This window comes from Kurthia huakuii LAM0618, from assembly GCF_000505545.1.
GTDB classification, from domain to species: Bacteria; Bacillota; Bacilli; order Bacillales_A; family Planococcaceae; genus Kurthia; species Kurthia huakuii.
The window spans coordinates 177,007-194,214 of the sequence record NZ_AYTB01000002.1 but is presented as its reverse complement, the minus strand read 5'-3'; the positions used below and the strand labels follow the sequence as shown (position 1 = coordinate 194,214).

18 protein-coding genes, 1 pseudogene and 1 riboswitch are annotated in these 17,208 nt (G+C 42.5%); of the genes and pseudogenes, 2 read left to right on the top strand and 17 right to left on the bottom strand.

All coding sequences use genetic code 11. The features are described 5' to 3' along the window. Window positions 1-91: 91 nt before the first annotated feature. From V514_RS0101020 to V514_RS0100965, 12 genes are all read right to left on the bottom strand, one after another. Window positions 92-682, bottom strand: coding sequence for a cob(I)yrinic acid a,c-diamide adenosyltransferase (locus V514_RS0101020; protein WP_029497793.1), 591 nt, complete (start codon window positions 680-682; stop codon window positions 92-94). Beyond that, window positions 682-1,074: a bifunctional adenosylcobinamide kinase/adenosylcobinamide-phosphate guanylyltransferase gene (locus tag V514_RS0101015; protein WP_029497792.1), complete on the bottom strand. Its 393-nt coding sequence runs from the start codon at window positions 1,072-1,074 to the stop codon at window positions 682-684. Before V514_RS0101015 ends, V514_RS0101020 begins: the two co-directional genes overlap by 1 nt. Next, the gene (locus V514_RS0101010; protein WP_029497791.1) at window positions 1,017-1,619 is read right to left on the bottom strand and encodes a histidine phosphatase family protein; all 603 of its coding nucleotides are present in this window, start codon (window positions 1,617-1,619) and stop codon (window positions 1,017-1,019) included. Before V514_RS0101010 ends, V514_RS0101015 begins: the two co-directional genes overlap by 58 nt. After that, a complete protein-coding gene (gene cobS, locus V514_RS0101005; RefSeq protein WP_029497790.1) occupies window positions 1,592-2,362 on the bottom strand; it encodes an adenosylcobinamide-GDP ribazoletransferase in 771 nt (256 codons plus the stop codon). Before cobS ends, V514_RS0101010 begins: the two co-directional genes overlap by 28 nt. Next, window positions 2,343-2,924 carry a bifunctional adenosylcobinamide kinase/adenosylcobinamide-phosphate guanylyltransferase gene (locus V514_RS0101000; protein WP_029497789.1) on the bottom strand — a complete coding sequence of 194 codons (582 nt, stop codon included), beginning with the start codon at window positions 2,922-2,924 and terminating at the stop codon, window positions 2,343-2,345. Before V514_RS0101000 ends, cobS begins: the two co-directional genes overlap by 20 nt. Next, complete coding sequence (locus V514_RS0100995; RefSeq protein ID WP_029497788.1) at window positions 2,897-3,976, bottom strand: pyridoxal phosphate-dependent aminotransferase; 1,080 nt, start codon at window positions 3,974-3,976, stop codon at window positions 2,897-2,899. Before V514_RS0100995 ends, V514_RS0101000 begins: the two co-directional genes overlap by 28 nt. Beyond that, window positions 3,966-4,922: an adenosylcobinamide-phosphate synthase CbiB gene (cbiB, locus tag V514_RS0100990; protein ID WP_035944054.1), complete on the bottom strand. Its 957-nt coding sequence runs from the start codon at window positions 4,920-4,922 to the stop codon at window positions 3,966-3,968. Before cbiB ends, V514_RS0100995 begins: the two co-directional genes overlap by 11 nt. Then, window positions 4,919-6,385, bottom strand: coding sequence for an adenosylcobinamide amidohydrolase (locus tag V514_RS0100985; protein ID WP_029497786.1), 1,467 nt, complete (start codon window positions 6,383-6,385; stop codon window positions 4,919-4,921). Before V514_RS0100985 ends, cbiB begins: the two co-directional genes overlap by 4 nt. Window positions 6,386-6,387: 2 nt before the next feature. After that, window positions 6,388-7,347, bottom strand: a complete 960-nt coding sequence (locus tag V514_RS0100980) for a FecCD family ABC transporter permease (protein WP_407636637.1) — start codon at window positions 7,345-7,347, stop codon at window positions 6,388-6,390. A gap of 35 nt (window positions 7,348-7,382) precedes the next feature. Then, complete coding sequence (locus V514_RS0100975; protein WP_029497784.1) at window positions 7,383-8,345, bottom strand: ABC transporter substrate-binding protein; 963 nt, start codon at window positions 8,343-8,345, stop codon at window positions 7,383-7,385. Window positions 8,346-8,406: 61 nt separating this feature from the next. Beyond that, window positions 8,407-8,536, bottom strand: a riboswitch (adenosylcobalamin (AdoCbl) riboswitch). 132 nt (window positions 8,537-8,668) lie between these two features. Next, window positions 8,669-10,336 carry an arginine--tRNA ligase gene (gene argS, locus V514_RS0100970; RefSeq protein ID WP_029497783.1) on the bottom strand — a complete coding sequence of 556 codons (1,668 nt, stop codon included), beginning with the start codon at window positions 10,334-10,336 and terminating at the stop codon, window positions 8,669-8,671. Continuing rightward, a complete protein-coding gene (locus V514_RS0100965; protein WP_029497782.1) occupies window positions 10,336-10,776 on the bottom strand; it encodes a DUF1934 domain-containing protein in 441 nt (146 codons plus the stop codon). Before V514_RS0100965 ends, argS begins: the two co-directional genes overlap by 1 nt. Window positions 10,777-10,925: 149 nt before the next feature. Here V514_RS0100965 and V514_RS0100960 point away from each other — a divergent pair, with 149 nt between their 5' ends. Further along, window positions 10,926-12,023: a diguanylate cyclase gene (locus V514_RS0100960; RefSeq protein ID WP_029497781.1), complete on the top strand. Its 1,098-nt coding sequence runs from the start codon at window positions 10,926-10,928 to the stop codon at window positions 12,021-12,023. Window positions 12,024-12,254: 231 nt separating this feature from the next. Here the strand turns inward: V514_RS0100960 and V514_RS0100955 are convergent, their stop codons facing one another. Next, window positions 12,255-12,755, bottom strand: coding sequence for a YwhD family protein (locus V514_RS0100955; RefSeq protein ID WP_029497780.1), 501 nt, complete (start codon window positions 12,753-12,755; stop codon window positions 12,255-12,257). Between the two features lie 22 nt (window positions 12,756-12,777). Between V514_RS0100955 and V514_RS0100950 the strand changes: the two genes are divergently transcribed. Next, window positions 12,778-13,011 carry a 2-hydroxymuconate tautomerase gene (locus V514_RS0100950; RefSeq protein ID WP_081714966.1) on the top strand — a complete coding sequence of 78 codons (234 nt, stop codon included), beginning with the start codon at window positions 12,778-12,780 and terminating at the stop codon, window positions 13,009-13,011. 43 nt (window positions 13,012-13,054) lie between these two features. On the opposite strand, the gene abc-f is transcribed toward V514_RS0100950, so the two are convergent. The 4 genes and pseudogenes from abc-f to V514_RS18645 all read right to left on the bottom strand — a co-directional run. Beyond that, window positions 13,055-14,650: a ribosomal protection-like ABC-F family protein gene (abc-f, locus tag V514_RS0100945; protein WP_029497778.1), complete on the bottom strand. Its 1,596-nt coding sequence runs from the start codon at window positions 14,648-14,650 to the stop codon at window positions 13,055-13,057. Between the two features lie 274 nt (window positions 14,651-14,924). After that, on the bottom strand, window positions 14,925-15,443 hold the full coding sequence (locus V514_RS0100940) for a YwgA family protein (protein WP_029497777.1): 519 nt from the start codon (window positions 15,441-15,443) through the stop codon (window positions 14,925-14,927). 20 nt (window positions 15,444-15,463) lie between these two features. After that, window positions 15,464-16,762: an HD domain-containing protein gene (locus tag V514_RS0100935; RefSeq protein WP_029497776.1), complete on the bottom strand. Its 1,299-nt coding sequence runs from the start codon at window positions 16,760-16,762 to the stop codon at window positions 15,464-15,466. Between the two features lie 184 nt (window positions 16,763-16,946). Then, window positions 16,947-17,165: pseudogene (locus V514_RS18645) on the bottom strand (DUF1450 domain-containing protein); the annotation flags it as partial. Between the last annotated feature and the right edge of the window lie 43 nt (window positions 17,166-17,208).

Here is a 17,208-nt window from a genome sequence, read left to right as displayed (position 1 = left end):
TTATATCTTTTTAATGGTTTTATTGGAATATTTTACTACAAAACATTTTTTACTTTTATAGATAGATGTTCACTGACATCTACATGTAAGATTACTTTCCGTCCTTTTTCTTACTAGTTTTAAAGACATTTGCGCTACGAACATACTCATTATTTGGTACACCTAATCGTGCATTTACGACAAGTGCCGCTGCAAATAAATAATCGGATAAACGGTTTAAATAACGTTGAACAACAGGTGAAACGTCACCCTCTTCGGCATTTTTCAGTAATGTCACTGTTAAACGCTCCGCACGACGCGCTACAGTACGCGCAATATGCAGTGTCGCTGCTGCTGGCGAACCACCAGGTAACACGAATTTTTGTAACTCTGGTGCTTCGTTCATTAAAACGTCAATGCGCGCTTCCATTTCTTCGATTGGTTCATCTGCTAATTTATAATGGCGCTCTTTCATAACATTTGCTAAATCGCCACCGCCATCAAATAACTCATTTTGAATTTTTTCTAAATCGTATAAAATATCATCAAATTTTTCGGCATCTAGCTCGGTCATCGCTTTGCCGACAATCGCATTTAATTCATCGATTGTGCCATATGCTTCAACGCGAAAATCATCTTTATCAACGCGTCCTCCAATAATACTCGTTTTCCCCTTATCGCCTGTACGTGTATAAATATTCATTATTCCATCCCCTTTTTTAAAATTTCCGGCAAGCCGTACCAAATGCGCGTAATCGTTGTTGCCTCGTTAAACAGCAATTGATAGAGGCGCCCACATGTATCGCGCAGCTGGCGTTGTTCCTTTTCAAGCGGTACAACGCCGCGACCCATATCCGTTAAAATGACGATGAGTTCATCGCTTTGTGCATTCAAGTCGCGGAGCTTTTCAGCAAAAATAGCCGCCACTTGCTCCTCTTCTTCTTCGAGATGCGCACGTAAAAGTCCTTCTAAGCCGGCAATGACGATATTTCCTTGCACGCTTTCTGGTAGCTGCTGTTCATACCACACCGCGTCAATTAGTTGTTTGACATATGCTCGCTTGCCGTTAAAGGCTCCACCGATAACGATGTGCATCGCTGTCCCTCCTCAAAAGCTTGGCGTGAATTCCATGTTAAAACAAAGCGCGTGTCATGCCCCACATGCCAGTCCCAAAATGCACTTGGCTGCGGCGCAAATTGTACGAGTAGCGCGCGAATTGTACCACCATGCAGTACCGCATATTGGTGACGCCTAGCAGCTAGTTGTGTCATAGCCGTTTGTACGCGCTTGTAAAGAATGGTTAGCGTTTCACCATGTGGTGGCGCCACATTTTCCGGCGCATCAATCCATGCACGGTACGCCGGGATTTCTTTTAGTTGTTCATACGTTTTCATTTCAAAATCGCCGAAATGACTTTCGCGAAATGCGGCGATACATTGTGGTGTAGCTTGTGGAAAATAATGTGCCGCCGTTTCGATTGTACGCGTTAAATCACTGCAAATCACATGTTCAGCGCGCGCATCTATGACCGGTAGCGGCGCTTCGATAATTGATTCATCGGTCCAGCCAACATAACGATGTGCCGCGTTGCCTGGTGTTTTGGCATGACGCATTAGCTCAAGCACAACAGCGTGATCCATAATAGCGCCTCCGTTCCTTCGATAAAAGCACCATATAAATCGCCCGATGCCCCGCCAAAATTTTTCTTCGTCCACAATTTATAGACGACAACTGCCACTAACACAAGTCCAACAAGTGCGACTGGAATCCACGTCTGTGCCCAGTAGGCAATGAGTGCGGTACCAATGAGTAATGATAATGTCGTAAACAATAAATAATGCTTTAAATGAATATGCGTACGGAAAAAAAATCCGATGCCGGTATCTTTTGATGGCTTCGTCCAAACGAGGTAAAAACCGAGTGCTGAGCGCGCTAAAAATGGCACGAAAATGAGCCAATAGCTCGCTAAAATATTCTGTGTTACGAGTTCGGTTAAAAAGACGATTTTCGTTAATACTAAAAATAATAAGGCCATCGCACCAAATGCGCCGACGCGTGGGTCTTCTAAAATTTGCTGGCGTTTCTTTAAGTCGCGATACGAAAAATAGGCATCGCCCATATCGGTAAATCCATCTAAATGAAGGCCACCTGTCCAAATAATAAACGCCATCACAACAAGAAAGCCAATTAATAACGGACTGCTGTCGGTTACTTGTAAGCCTTCAAAAATAAGCGCCACAACAGCGCCCATTAATGCCCCTAGCCACGGTAAAAATTGAAACATACCGGTGATTGTTTTGTGATTCATATCAATCGTTTTGTTTACTGGCACGACCGTAAAAAATTGAAAAGCCAGCAAGATGCTAGATAAACTGTTTTTCAAAATGCGCTGCTCCCTTCCATATTTTTTTATAGCCGTACTCCATCTCAATCGCAATCGTCGCCTGCTGAACAAACCATTGATGCAATTCCCCTAACGTGCGTGTGTACACAGTTGTTTCCTCAAACGATGGAATCGGTGCATCAAGCATTTCATTCGACACGATCACAAGCGGTATTTGTGCGTGCCGCATATCGTCAATAGCTTGTTTCATCGCATCAATACGTACACGTAAACGCTGCGGAGATTGCCAAGCCGCATCGTCATAGCACTCATTACCAAGCCATGTTGTTGCGCAGTCCCACAGCACGACCGCATGAGCCGGTAGCCGTTGTCGTAACGTCGAAAAATCAGTTGGATGTTCAATTGTTTGCCAGCCATCGCCTGCACGAAGTTTTTTATGATGCGCAATGCGCCGCGCCATTTCATCATCAAAGGCCACACCGGTCGCAATATAAACTAATTGCTGCCCGTCACTACATAATTGCTTCGTCAATTGTTCGGCAAAATGACTTTTACCACTACGCACGCCACCTGTTATAAAGATAAGCGGTGTTGTTGCCATGCCATCATCCCCTGTTCAAAGGATTCCATTTGTGCACGCGCCTTCATGCCAATGCGGAACCAATCGCCGTCCATACCGCGGAAATTTTTTGAATGACGTAATACGAGCCCGCGCGCTAACATGAAGCGGTAAAAAGCATCACTTTCATGCGGCTGTGCTAGCTGAAAACTAATGTAATTCGTTTGGCTAGCTGTCGTCATGCATCCTTGCGCACGTAAAAACGCTTGTGTTGTTTCACGTGAAACCGCTACTTCACGAATGGATTTCTCTCGATAATTATGTAATATAAGCATTTTTGCGCCCACAACACTCGCGACACCATTAATATGCCAATGCGCCGCAAAACGTGTTAATTCCTGAATTAGTGTTGCATTTGCTACTGCATAACCAAGCCGTAAACCCGGCATTTTATACATTTTTGTCATCGAACGCACGACAATGACATGGTCATAATTCGGTGCTTCGGTAATAAATGATGGCTCTTCGTCAATCCAATCTAAAAAGGCTTCATCAAGCACAACAAGTGTCGCAGTTGCCTGTGCCCACTCAATGATTTGCTGTAAATCTTCACGTGGTGGTAAGACACCTGTTGGATTGTTTGGTGTGCATAAATAAATGGCCGACACGTACGGAATTTTTTCGCGCAATGTTTGCATCGGTAGCGCATATGTCGCGATATCATCGACGACAACATGTTCAAACGCCACATGATGCGGTGCAAGCGTTGCCTCGTATTCAGAAAATGTTGGATGGACGATGAGCGCGCGTTTATTCGCCAATAAATTGCCAAGTAGCGCAAAAATTTCAGCCGCACCATTACCGAGTAAAATCTCGTCTTTTTCAACGCCATGATACGTAGCGACAGCGCTTAAAAATGGCTCGCCATCTGGATGTGGATACGCCGTAATAACCGGCAATAACGACTCGACATCTAATGTTAGCGGAAACGGTAAATGATTAACATTTTCGCTAAAATCAATGATGGTCTCCGGCGCTTGTAACTGCATTGCTTTATAAAGTTGTAATGGATTTGCTCCGTGATTAGGCAACAATGAACAGCCCTCCTATAATAAGACCGATGACTAAAAAAGCAATCGTGGCGCGTTGCATTTGTATGATTGCATCATCGATATGTTTTGCAGATAATGTCTGATGTGGTTCGCCCATTTCTTGGCGATGTGACGCGATACCACCGTAATAATTTAAACCACCAAGTTGGATGCCGAGTTGATAAGCAGTCGCTGCTTCTAAGTATCCACTATTGGGACTTGGATGTTTTTTCGCATCGACGCGCCACTTCTGAAATCTTTCTTTAAACGGTAAACCGTAACGATTTTTTGTTACTAACAAGATTAGCAAGCCAGTAATACGACTCGGAACAACGTTTGCCACGTCATCGATTTTTGCTGCTACAAAACCAAACTCGCCGTATTGCTCATTTTTGTACGCAATCATTGAATCAAGTGTGTTAATGGCCTTATACACCCATAAACCTGTCGCACCAAATAATAGTGCGTAAAATAGCGGTGCTGTCACGCCGTCGCTCGTATTTTCAGAAACCGTTTCAACAACGCCACGCGTAATATTTGCCTCATCTAGCTGTTCGGTATCGCGCCCAACAATCCAGCCAAGCTTTGTACGCGCCTCATCTAAATCGCCAGCGACAAGCGGGTCATGTACATCGCGCGCGGCTTGTTTTAAACTTTTTTGCGCTAATCCAAGTGCAATAAGTAAGCTTTCGACGGCGACGCCTAAATAGCGATGTACCGCATAGCTCATATAGACGAGTAACAAGACGAGCACACCGGTAATCGCAATCGTCGCCACTGCCGCAACTGCGCCTTTTGCTTTACGCTGTTTGCCATGATTTAACTTTTTCGTAAACCATGCAATCAAGTTGCCAATGACAATAACCGGGTGTTTAATATAGCGCGGCTCACCGTATAATCGGTCGATTAGGACGCCAATTGTACAAGCAATTAGGTGGTTCAAAATCATTGAATCCACCCTTTCGCGCGTTTGTAATCATCGAGTGCAATGAGCATTGTTTCATAAACACCGCGCCCAATCAACTTCCCAATAGCGGTAATCGTCCCGGCATATTCATATTTTCGCCCACTCTGTGTTGCCGCAATCAACACGCTATCGGTCGATGTCCCGGTCGCAATTGTGCCGGTATGCGTATCGTAAATCTCGCCATCTTGCATGGCCTTGACCTTTGCTTCAATCGTCGTCATCATCGCTTGCATAAATGATTCATCACTCAGCTCGCCGTTAATAATGGCCCATAAATTAATCGTTCCAACGCGTTGTGGTTCTGCATGTAAATGCCCACGCGCCGCATCGACTGCATTACCGACACCCGCTGTGACCATGACGAAAATTTCATGCTCGTCGTTTGTATAGCGGCGAATGACCGCATGTTGCACATCTACAGCGGTCATCATCGCCACCGTTTGTTCGATTGGCAATTGCTCATTAGCAATATAATTTTTCATCTCTGTATGCGCATCGTCGCTCATATAATGTTCATCGACCGTCCGGTTTAAAAAATGACGAAACCAGCCAAAGCCCGGATTATGTAGCGCCGCTGACAACGTACGTAGCGGTTTATCGGTGTGCAAATGAACATACTGTGATTTCACTGTAAACTGCTCAAGCGTTACACAATTGTCGGCTACAACCGTATCAGGCAATAGAGCCATTTGTGGCGTCGCAAGTTGTGGATGCGCAAAACGTGCAACGGCCGTATGGTAAACTTCAGCAATTTCATCTTCGGTCAACACTTCTGCCGGCTCACCACAGGCACGCACACGACCATTTTCAAGTAATAGCAATTCATCACAATACAGTGCCGCTAAATTCATATCGTGGAAAATCGATACAACCGTTAGCTGACGTTCTTCCACCTCGTGCTTTAACATATCCATAATTTGACGTTGATGTTCTAAATCTAAATGATTTGTTGGTTCATCTAATAATAAAAGCTCCGCCTGCTGTGCAAGCGCCTGTGCGATAAACGTTCGCTGTTGCTCACCGCCCGATAAATATTCGAGCTCGTGTTCGCAATATTTCGCAACGCCCGTTTGTTGCATCGCCTCGGTTGACGCACGCTCATCATCAGTAGACCACTGTGAAAACAAACCACTTTGATGTGGATAACGTCCAAGCGCGACCGTTTCAGATACGGTATGTGAAAAAGCATGCGCATGTAGCTGCGGCAACACGGCCATCTTACGCGCTAATTCTTTTTGTTTATAACTGTGTCGCGGCATTTCATCAATTAAAATCTCACCCGCTGTTACCGGTAAAATGCCACTAATCATTTTAAGCAGTGTCGATTTACCGCTACCATTTGGTCCTAAAATGCCAAGCATATGCCCCTTTTTTAATGAAAAACTAACATCGTGCACGATTTCTTTCTTGTCATAGCCACCTGTTAAGCTGCGAACTTCTAACATTGCTACCGCCCCTTTCTACGTTGTCTAAAGAAGATATATGCAAATACTGGCGCACCGATAAACGATGTAATAACGCCAATTGGTAACTCCGATGGTGCAATAATCGTTCGCGCAACTAAATCACAAACAATTAACAATGTCGCACCGTTAATAATCGATAATGGCAACAAATGGCGATGGTCGGCGCCAAATAATAAACGCGTCATATGCGGCACGACAAGCCCAACAAAGCCAATCGTCCCGGATACTGCCACTGCACAGCCCGTTAAAATCGAGCCGCCGACTAAAATCATCCATTTACTGCGCTTGACATTTACCCCTAAGTAATGCGCGCGCTCTTCACCGAATAGTAACGCATTTAGCTCTTTACGATTCATCCATAGCATAAGTCCACCGATGACTAAAAATGGCCAGATCATTTTAATATACGGCCAGCCGCGCATCGATACACTACCCATCAACCAATTTAAAATTTGGCGTAGCTCATCACCCGTTAGCGCAATCATTAGTGAAATAACGGAGCTTAAAAAAGCACTCACAATAATCCCAGTTAAAATTAACGTTTCCATTTTCATCGAGCGGTCGACTAAACGTGCAAAACTCAGCACTAGCACCATCGCCGCCATTGCGCCAAGCATACTAAAAATCGGTAAAGTATAGAGTCCAAGTGATGATGTTGAAATGCCGAAGAAAATCGTCATCACCGCGCCGACTGATGCCCCAGAAGAAACCCCGAGCGTATATGGATCGGCCAGCGGATTTTTTAGTAAACCTTGAAAGGCAGCACCCGCCATAGCAAGTGCTGCCCCTACAAGACCGGCCAAAATCACACGTGGCACGCGGATTTTCCATATAATATTTGCCGAGGCGGCATCAGCTGATGATGGATTCCACAGTACCGATAGCGGAACTTTCACCGAACCAACGCTAATCGCAAACCATGCTGCTACAAACAGTAACATGATTGATACGCTATACCCGACAACATGTTTTTTCATTATTTAAAAGCCTCTGGATAAATGGCTTTGGCAATTTCTTCTAAACCATCTGCTAAACGTGGACCTGTACGACTCGTTAAGTTGTCATCTACTTGGACAATTTGGTTTTCTTTTACCGCTGTAATCGTATCAAAGCCATCACGTTTTTTAATTTTATTGACGATATTTGGTACATAATCATATTTCACAATAATCACATCTGGGTTGCCTTTTACAATCGCTTCTGCATCGATTTTATACCAATTTTCGCCGCCATCTTTCGCAATATTGTTTGCGCCAATTAAATCAAACATTTCTTGCATATATGAATTGTTACCTGCTGTATAAATATCGGGGGCATCTGATGTTTCAACAAACACAGAGCGTTCTTTGACGTTTGAATCGTTAATTTTTTGTTGGACGTCCGCAATTTTCGCGTTCATATCGGCAACGATTTTTTTCGCTTCATCTTCTTTATTCGTTACTTTCCCGATTAATTCGATGCTCGCATACGTTTCATCGAATGAATTCGCTGTTGGTACGACAAATACCGTAATACCAGCATCGCGAAGTTGTGCTAAACCCGCTTCCGCTGTGCTCATTGATGATTCATCAATCATGACAAAATCAGGTTCTAATGAAATAATTTTTTCAATGTTCGGATTCATATCACCGACTTTGGGCTTTTCCGTTGCCTCTTTCGGATAATCATCGTTCGACGTTACACCTTCTACTTTATCGCCTAACCCAAGCGCAAATAATGTCTCGGTAATGCTCGGTGACAACGTAATAATTTTAGAAGGTTCCTGCTTAATTTCTACTTCTTTCCCTGTTGCATCCTTCACGTTCATTGGATACGCATTTTGCTGCGCTGATTGTGTTGTTTTATCTTTTTCATTCGTCTGGTCTGCAGTTGTTCCACATCCCGACAATAACATGGCAGAGACTGCTACTGCAGAGCCCCATGACATCCACTTTTTCATTGTCCATTCCCCTTTCGTTGCTACGATAAAAAAGACTTCTGTACATACAGAAGCCCACTAAAAAGTTGACTATCCTCGTAGCACATTCAAAGATAAAATAGGTAACCTGACTTTGGATTGCTCCATTACAGTGGCGGGACCGTATGAGATTCACACTCATTTCCCCTATTTTTCTTTTTCAATTGTCCCTTATTATACAAAACTTCAAAGCGTTAAGAAAGTGTATTCGGAATAGTTAGGCATTTCAAGCATGGAATCCTTCTTTTTACATACAAAAAGCCGAAATCGCATCAAACGATTTCGACTTGAACAAATTATTGGAATTACATTTTTTCTGGAGCAGCTACGCCAACTAATTTAAGGGCGTTTTTAATTGTTTGAGCGACTGCTGTAATCATCGCAAGACGAGCTGCAGAACGCTCTTGGTTATCAGCATCTAATACTTTTTCAGCATTGTAGAAGCTATGGAATGTTGCTGCTAATTCTTGGACATAATTTGTGATGCGGTGTGGTGCGCGAGCGCGTGCTGCATCAGCTACGACTTGTGGGAAGTCCCCAACTTTTTTCAAGACGTCGATATCTTTTTCTGTTGATAACGTTTCAAGTGTCGCTGTTGAAGGTGCGAAGCCTTTTTCTTCTGCTTGACGTAAGATTGAGCAAATACGAGCATGTGCGTATTGTGCGTAGTACACAGGGTTTTCGTTTGATTGCTTCACAGCTAAATCTAAATCGAAGTCTAAGTGTGTATCACCAGCGCGCATTGCGAAGTTGTAGCGTACCGCATCTAGACCTACTTCTTCAACTAATTCACGTAATGTGACAGCATTCCCTGTACGTTTAGACATTTTTACTTTTTCGCCATCGCGTAGTAAGTTAACCATTTGGATTACTTCTACTTCAAGCATATCGCGGTTGTAGCCTAACGCTTCAATCGCCGCTTTCATGCGAGGGATGTAACCGTGGTGGTCTGCACCCCAGATGTTGATGATTTTATCGAAGCCACGTTTTAATTTATCTTCGTGGTAGGCGATATCTGGTGTTAAGTATGTGAATGAGCCGTCTGTTTTACGTAATACACGGTCTTTATCATCCCCGAATGTTGTAGAACGGAACCAGACAGCACCATCCTCTTCGTATACGTGACCATTTTCTTTTAATGTGTGAATCGCTTCTTCGACTTTACCGTCTTTATATAAAGACGTTTCAGAGAACCATACGTCAAAATCAACGCGGAAGTCTTTTAAATCTTTTTGAAGTTTACCAAATTCATGTTTTAATCCGTGTGAACGGAAAAATTCAAAGCGTTCTTCGTCCGATTCATTTAAAATCGCTTCGCCGAATTGTTGTGATAACGTTTCGGCAATGACAACGATATCTTTCCCGTGATAGCCATCTTCCGGCATATCAGCATCTTGGCCTAATGCTTGGCGATAGCGTGCTTCTAATGATTTTGCGAGTTTTGTAATTTGATTACCCGCATCATTAATGTAATATTCGCGAGATACATCATAGCCAGCTGCATCTAAAATATTACATAATGAGTCCCCAATTGACGCACCGCGCGCATGACCTAAGTGAAGGTCACCTGTTGGGTTCGCTGACACAAATTCAACTTGCACTTTTTCGTGGTCGCCAGCTACTGAGCGACCGTATGCATCTTGTTGGTCAAGTACTGTTGTCACAACTTTTGTTAAGTAGTCTTTTGCTAATGTAATATTCATAAAGCCCGGACCAGCAATATCGATTTTTTCGATATTTGTACCAGCTGTATCTAAGTTATCTAAAATCGCTTGTGCAATGTCGCGAGGTGGCTTTTTCGCTAATTTTGTCATTTGCATCGCAATGTTTGTTGCGTAGTCGCCGTTTTCTTTACTACGTGGTGTTTCTAAATGAATGTTTAAAGTACTTGGATCTTCAACTAGTTCAGCTTTTGTAATGGCTTTTAATAAAGCTTCTTTAACTGACTGTTGCACTTGTTCTACTGCGTTCATTATTTTCCCTCCGTATAGCTATATTCTAATGTGTAATCACCGACTGAAGCGCCGCCTACGATTAATTCGTAGCGCACAGAAAGCGCACCGTCTGTTACTGCTTCTGTAAGTGGTTTATTGTCGATATGATGTGTGCGCACAACAATTGGCATCGTCCCAAAATCAGCTTCATAATGACCGCGTTGGTCAAGGCCTTTGATGAACGGCAGACGCATTTTCATGTCACCGTTACGCATAATAATACCATCGGCTTCATCAAAACGTAATGTTGTACGCATCTTTTTATCATTTATTATTTCTTCATATTGAATGTATACTTTTTTGCCGTCTTTCAACATATAAGAACCATCGACAAAAATCTCCATAATTTCAGGTAATTCACCCGGATGTTTGATTGTCGTCTTAAATTTCAGTCGAATGGGCGTTGTATGATTGCTCACAAAAGCTCCTCCGCTCTTTATTAATATAACCTTATTATTATAGGCTAAGATATAAGTTTTTTTCAAGGATGTACAGAAATTTCCCGACCGCTAAACGACTAGAAAAGAATTAGTGTATAATAGAAGCACTATTAGCTAGGAGAAAAAAAATGATATTAAGCCTTATTATAAACTTTTCGATTTTATTTACCTTTATCGTATTAGCTTATTTTTTATATGAATTTTTTGGCGGCTTTAAAAAAGCGTATCGACAATATTATCCCCTATTCGTTGGATTTTGCGGAGGCATCATCGCCGTGTTGGTCATGACAGAAGCGTTGAAATTGTCCGACGGCGTTATTGGGGATGCACGCGCTGCCGTTTTAATATTGGCGATTATTATTGGCGGTCCACAAGCCGGTATTCTGACGGCACTCATTGCGGGCCTCTTCCGCATGGTGTCAACTGATTTTTCGGTGACAACGATGTTCTTTGGGTTAAATACAATGATTGTTGGCGTTGTCATGTCACTCATTGCAATCAAAAGTCCTATTACTGCTAAAAATGTCCATGCGTATATTTGGCCTTGTGTGTTAGAGTTTTTACTATTTATTATGATTGCAACACCCGTCCATTGGTATGACCTGTCTAACTGGCTGTCTATGCTTATGAACGTCTTTGCCTTTTACACAACGTATGGCGTGCTCTATATTTTTAAAAAGCAATTTGCTTATACACGCGAAATTAAAAAATTCGCCGACACCGACTATTTAACTGGTGTCTCGAACAACCGAATTTTCCGTGAAGAGCTCAATCGTTTAACGAATAATCGCTTAGCTTTCGCGCTCATTCTCATTGATGTTGACCGTTTCCGCGCCATCAATCATTATCATGGGCATTTGTATGGCGATGAAATTTTGAAGCAACTGGCGACGTTGCTTAATGACTATGCAAACGATCATAATAGTCTTTTAACGCGTGTTAGCAGCGATGAATTTTATTTAATTTGTTACGATGCGGCGCCCGCGCACGCGCTTGCCTACGCTTCTGAAATGCGCATACTCCTGCGCGACCATACCTTTATGTTATCAAATTTTGAAGAAGTGCCTCTGACCGTATCATTTAGCATCGTCAACTATCCAGACAATGCGATTTCCCCAGAATCACTCGTGCGATTAGCAGATGAAATTCGTCAATCAAAAGATCATTCAAAAAAATTGAATTCAATCATTCATACTAATCAACTTACAAAAAATGAAATCAATTAAAAAAAAGCTTTCAATGTTCGCCATTGTCCGTTAGGCGCATTGAAAGCTTTTTCTGCTTGTTAGTCGTGCTTAATGTGAGACATCTGGCTTGGGTTTAGGGTTTCAAATGCCCACGTAAACACAATGACTCCAAGACTGCTGTCCAAAGTCTATTGTTAGACTTTATCTTTTAGTGTACTTCGTTTTAAGAGGACTTTCAACCTTCGTTGAAGAACTTCCTATTTTGGTCACTTATGCGAGCTCATTTCGTAATTGTTCGTCGCTACGATTCCACATTGCCTCGTCAAAACCTTTTAAGAAATCAGCTAATACATGTTTTGATTTATCATCCATGTTATCAACGATGATTTTACGTTTCATCGATTTATCCATACGATTCACGTGATCTGCTAAAATTTTATAACCGCGGCGTTTTTCACGATTAACGACCATTTCACATGCTGTTACACCTGCATAATAGCCGCCTTCTGGTTGCTGCTCGATTGTCACCCACACAAGCCAGTAATTTTTACCGCCTTCTGAGTCCTCACGATTTGTTGTAAACTTAATACCTTTTTCGACAACACTGCGCGCGTGCATCGCACCGATATCAACTGTTGCTGTCCCTTCTTCGACATCGATAATAACAGGTGACACATTTTCTAATGATAGCGAACCAATGCCGTATCCTTTATGCCCATCCGTAGGTGCATTTTTTATAATATTGAATTCCATTTTTTTCTTTTCAGCCATTCCAAAAATCCTCCGTTCTGATATGATTAACTTAGATTCACTATATCATTATAAACGAGGAGTGTCAGAAATGCCTGTAGTAACAATTAAAATGATTGAAGGTCGTAATGATGACCAAAAGCGCGCACTTGTAACAGAAGTTACAGATGCGATTTCACGTACAGTAAATGCGCCGAAAGAAAACATTACGATCATCATCGAAGAAATGAAAAAAGAACATTATGCAAACAGTGGCGTACGTGCGTCTGATAAATAGTGTGAATAATCAAAAAGAGGCTGCATAATTGCGCCTCTTTTTTCTATTTTAATGTGCGTAATTTTTTCGTCAATTCATGAAACTCCTCATCAAGCGCCGCATAGTGTGCATCTTTCGCTGTTAAAAAACTCAGCTTCCCGAGCACATCCTGCAGGCGATTCTCTAGTTGCATTCGCTCTTTATCCGCTGCTGTTTCAGTTTCAAACAGCGGTGTCACAAGTTTGTGCTGCGCAATCGTAAACTGCATTGTCGTCGTCTTTTCAACAAAATACGCATCATGCGACACGACGATAATCGTCCCGTTGTAATCACCGAGCACCTTTTCTAGCTGCTCGCGTGATGCTAAATCTAAATGATTCGTCGGCTCATCTAATATCAAGACATTTTTCTGTGCTAAAATAAGCTCCATCAATTTACATTTCACACGCTCGCCCATACTCATTAGCGCAATCGGCTCGTGCCACTGCTCACTCGTAAAGCCAAGGTGAATCATCAGCGTTTGTACGAGGCCGCGCTCTTTAAATGTCGGACGTTCAAACAGCTCGCTTGGCGTCTTGTCCTCCGGTAAATCAAATACTTGTTGCGTCAAATAGCCAATATTTGCTGCTGGTGAGCGCCAAATTTCACCGTCATAGCTTTCTTGGTCGAGCAACATGCGTAATAATGTCGTCTTGCCAGCACCATTATTGCCGATTAGTGCGATGCGGTCGCCATAACTAATCGTCGCATTCACATCATCAAAAAGAACGTGCTCACCAAATTTTTTCGATACATGTTTGAGCTCTAGTAAATGTTTGCCGGTCGCCTCGCTTTGTTGAAACTCAAACTGCACAGCATCGTCTTTTTTCGGTTGCTCAATCGTATGCTTCTGAAGCTCTTTTTCTAAACGCTGGTGCTTCGATTTTACTTGGGCATCCATACGCTTAGCTTTGGCACGGTAAAACTCCTTCGGAAACTCATGCTTCGTTGACTCTGCATGAGCGCGCTCACTCCACGATGTAATGGTCGCCATCTGATGTTCGATACGCGCAACTTCTTGTTGCTGCTTGTCAAACTCTCTTTGTTGTCGCAGAAGCTTTGCCTCATATTGCGTACGATAGGCCTCGTAGTTGCCATTGTAACGCTCAATTTGACCATGTTCAATATGCCAAATTTCATTTACGACATCATTTAAAAAAGCACGATTATGCGACACGACAACAACCGTTCCGCGGTAGCGTTTCAGCTGTTTTGTCAGCAAGGCTAGACTCGCCGCATCCAAGTGATTGGTCGGTTCATCTAATAATAATAATTGTGCTTTTTCGGCGAATGCTTCGGCTAAACGCAATTTCAATTTCTCACCGCCACTTAATTGCTCATAAGCGCGCTCAGGCACGTGCCACGTCGCTTTAGCACCTTTTGAAATCGCACGCTCAAACACCTGCTGCTCCTGCTCAACAAAAAATGTCGACGCTCTTTTAAACCATTCAATATGACCATCTGTCGGCTGTAGCTTTTCTGCTAATAATTGAAGTAATGTCGATTTCCCGGCGCCATTTGCACCGACAATGCCAATGCGCCCGCCCGCTTTCATCGAAACATTCACATCCGTTAAAATTTCTTTATATGAAACGTTATTCATTGTACATAGTTCTGTCATGTTTGTTCCTCCTAAAGAGGGACTTTTCATCTAACACAAAAATCCCTCCAAAAAATTTTGGAAGGATTAGTCAGAGAGTGATTCCTGAGCTTCAGGCATACTCCGCCACTCTAGCGGTTGTATAAGAAAGCCATGCTGATGACATTTCTCCGTATAGATTGAATTTGGGCAGACTAATCCTATTTTTCACGCAAAGTTTTGTGCACTTCGTTCGTTAAAAAATAAGACTACTTCATCGGCCACCCTCATCCCTTTCGTTTACATGATAATGTTATTATACACCGTTTTCATTATTTTTAAACGGATTTAGTTGTGCGATAAATTGGAAAGCGCGCGTCATTTCTTCATCGGTGAAGTTTAATTTTGCTTTGACTGTGCGCACTTTTATAATTTGTTCGTCGCGCGCTAGTTCATCAAAATAGAGTAATGTCGACACTAATTCTAAAAAACGCGCACTTTGCGTATTCAGCTCATCAATGATTTGTGGCAGTCCTGCCGCTTCCTTGCAAAAGCTGTCGCTAAATGTATTTCCTTTGTCGGTCACTTCATAGCAATACTGCTTATACGACCCTTTATCTTCTTTACGCTCCGTTAAAAAACCCATCGTGCATAATTCTTCGACGCGCATCGTCAACTCTTCTGAATATGGGCCATACATATGAAAATGATATTTTTCATGGAATGGAAAATCGAATTTTTTGGCGATATACACCATCTTCTGCAATTTTTTTCGGCCTGTTACTTCACCAGCTAACGACACAAAACGTACGACATTGGCATGTTCTTCTAACACAAGTCGCTCCCCTTTCTACACTATCGATTTAACACTTCTAATATTTGTTTGCGCAGCATACGCTTTTTGCCATTTTCCAATAACACGTCCTCTGGAAAATAAATTTTATGATCAAAGCGACGCTTCCCAGAAATCGCCTCAACGACTTCTGAGCTGCGAGATAGCTCAGATAGCTCTCCATTTGAGCGCAATAAATGAATCGGTAAACGTCCTTCTTCTTCGCCAGGACGATAAAAATCATATGGTAAATCCGATGTGGAATCGTGAACTAAATAATAGTTGGCATTAAGCCCCGCTTTTTTATAAAGCTCCTCTAATTCCAACACTTTTTTAAAGTCTGCTCCCGGATCATATTCGATATATTTAAATAAACGACGGTTTAAAAAGCGACTGCTTAAATCACTCAAAATCGCATCTTCTTCGTGCGTCCAAAAATGGAAGTACGTCATAATAATGTTTTCATCAAGCTCAATATATTGTTCGAGCGAAATATTGCCGTCGAAAAATGATTGAAATGGCGTCGGTGCAACGTTAAACATATAGCCAGCACGATAAAGCTCTTGCGCACGCTCAAGCGTCTTGCGTAAAATCACTTCGGCGCTGCGCGATACCGGGTGGAAATAAACTTGCCAATACATTTGGTAGCGACTCATAATATAATCCTCTACCGCATGCATCCCACTCGATTTAATGACGATTTGGTCTTCGCGCGGGCGCATAACACGTAAAATACGCTCCATATCAAAATGACCATAACTAACGCCGGTAAAATACGCATCACGCTGTAAATAATCCATACGGTCTGCATCAATTTGACTTGAAATTAAACTGACGACTTGTTGATTGTCATACGTTTTTTCAATGACGTCCGACACTTTTTGCGGAAAATCCTCGGACACGCGGCGCAGTACCGCATTGACCTCAGTATCGCCTAAAATAATTGCGCGCGTATACGCTTCATGATCTAAATTAAAAACATGCTCGAACGCATGTGAAAATGGGCCATGCCCTAAGTCGTGAAGTAACGCGGCACACAATGCGACAAGGCGCTCCGATTTATCCCATTCCGGATAATTAACAAAGACATCATCGACAACGCGGCGCGTAATTTCATAGACGCCTAATGAATGACTAAAGCGACTATGTTCGGCCCCGTGGAACACTAAATATGTCGTACCAAGCTGTTTAATTCGGCGTAGACGCTGAAATTCGCGTGTAGCGACTAAATCCCAAATGACTTGGTCACGCACATGCACATAGCGATGTACCGGGTCTTTAAACACCTTTTCTTCTGCTAGTTTTTTCGTTGCATAACTCACACGCATTCCCCCTCTTTCTATTGTACGACCACGCTCATTTTTGACACAACATGGCTTTGGTCCTTGCTTTTTTAGAGCAAAAAATAGAGCAGGTCGACTGTGCAACCTGCTAAAATACTTATTTTTCTTCGGCTTCTACCGGCGTCCATTTATCGACAAAACCTTCCGGAAGCTTTTTTTGTGATTTTAATTTTTTGATGATTTTCGGCATTAATTCTTCTTCTGTATGTGCCGCACATGGACGGTTATTAACAATCGTAAACGTTTTACGAAGACCTGGCCCACAGTATGAGTGGCATTTAATATCAATCTCTGCATCCGGATCGATTTCTTTTAATTTCGGAATTAACGTTTTTAAATTAACGGCCTGACATTCATCGCAAACACGAAATTCATTTGCCATTGTGAAATGCAACCCTCTTTCTTCTTAAATAAATGCATACACT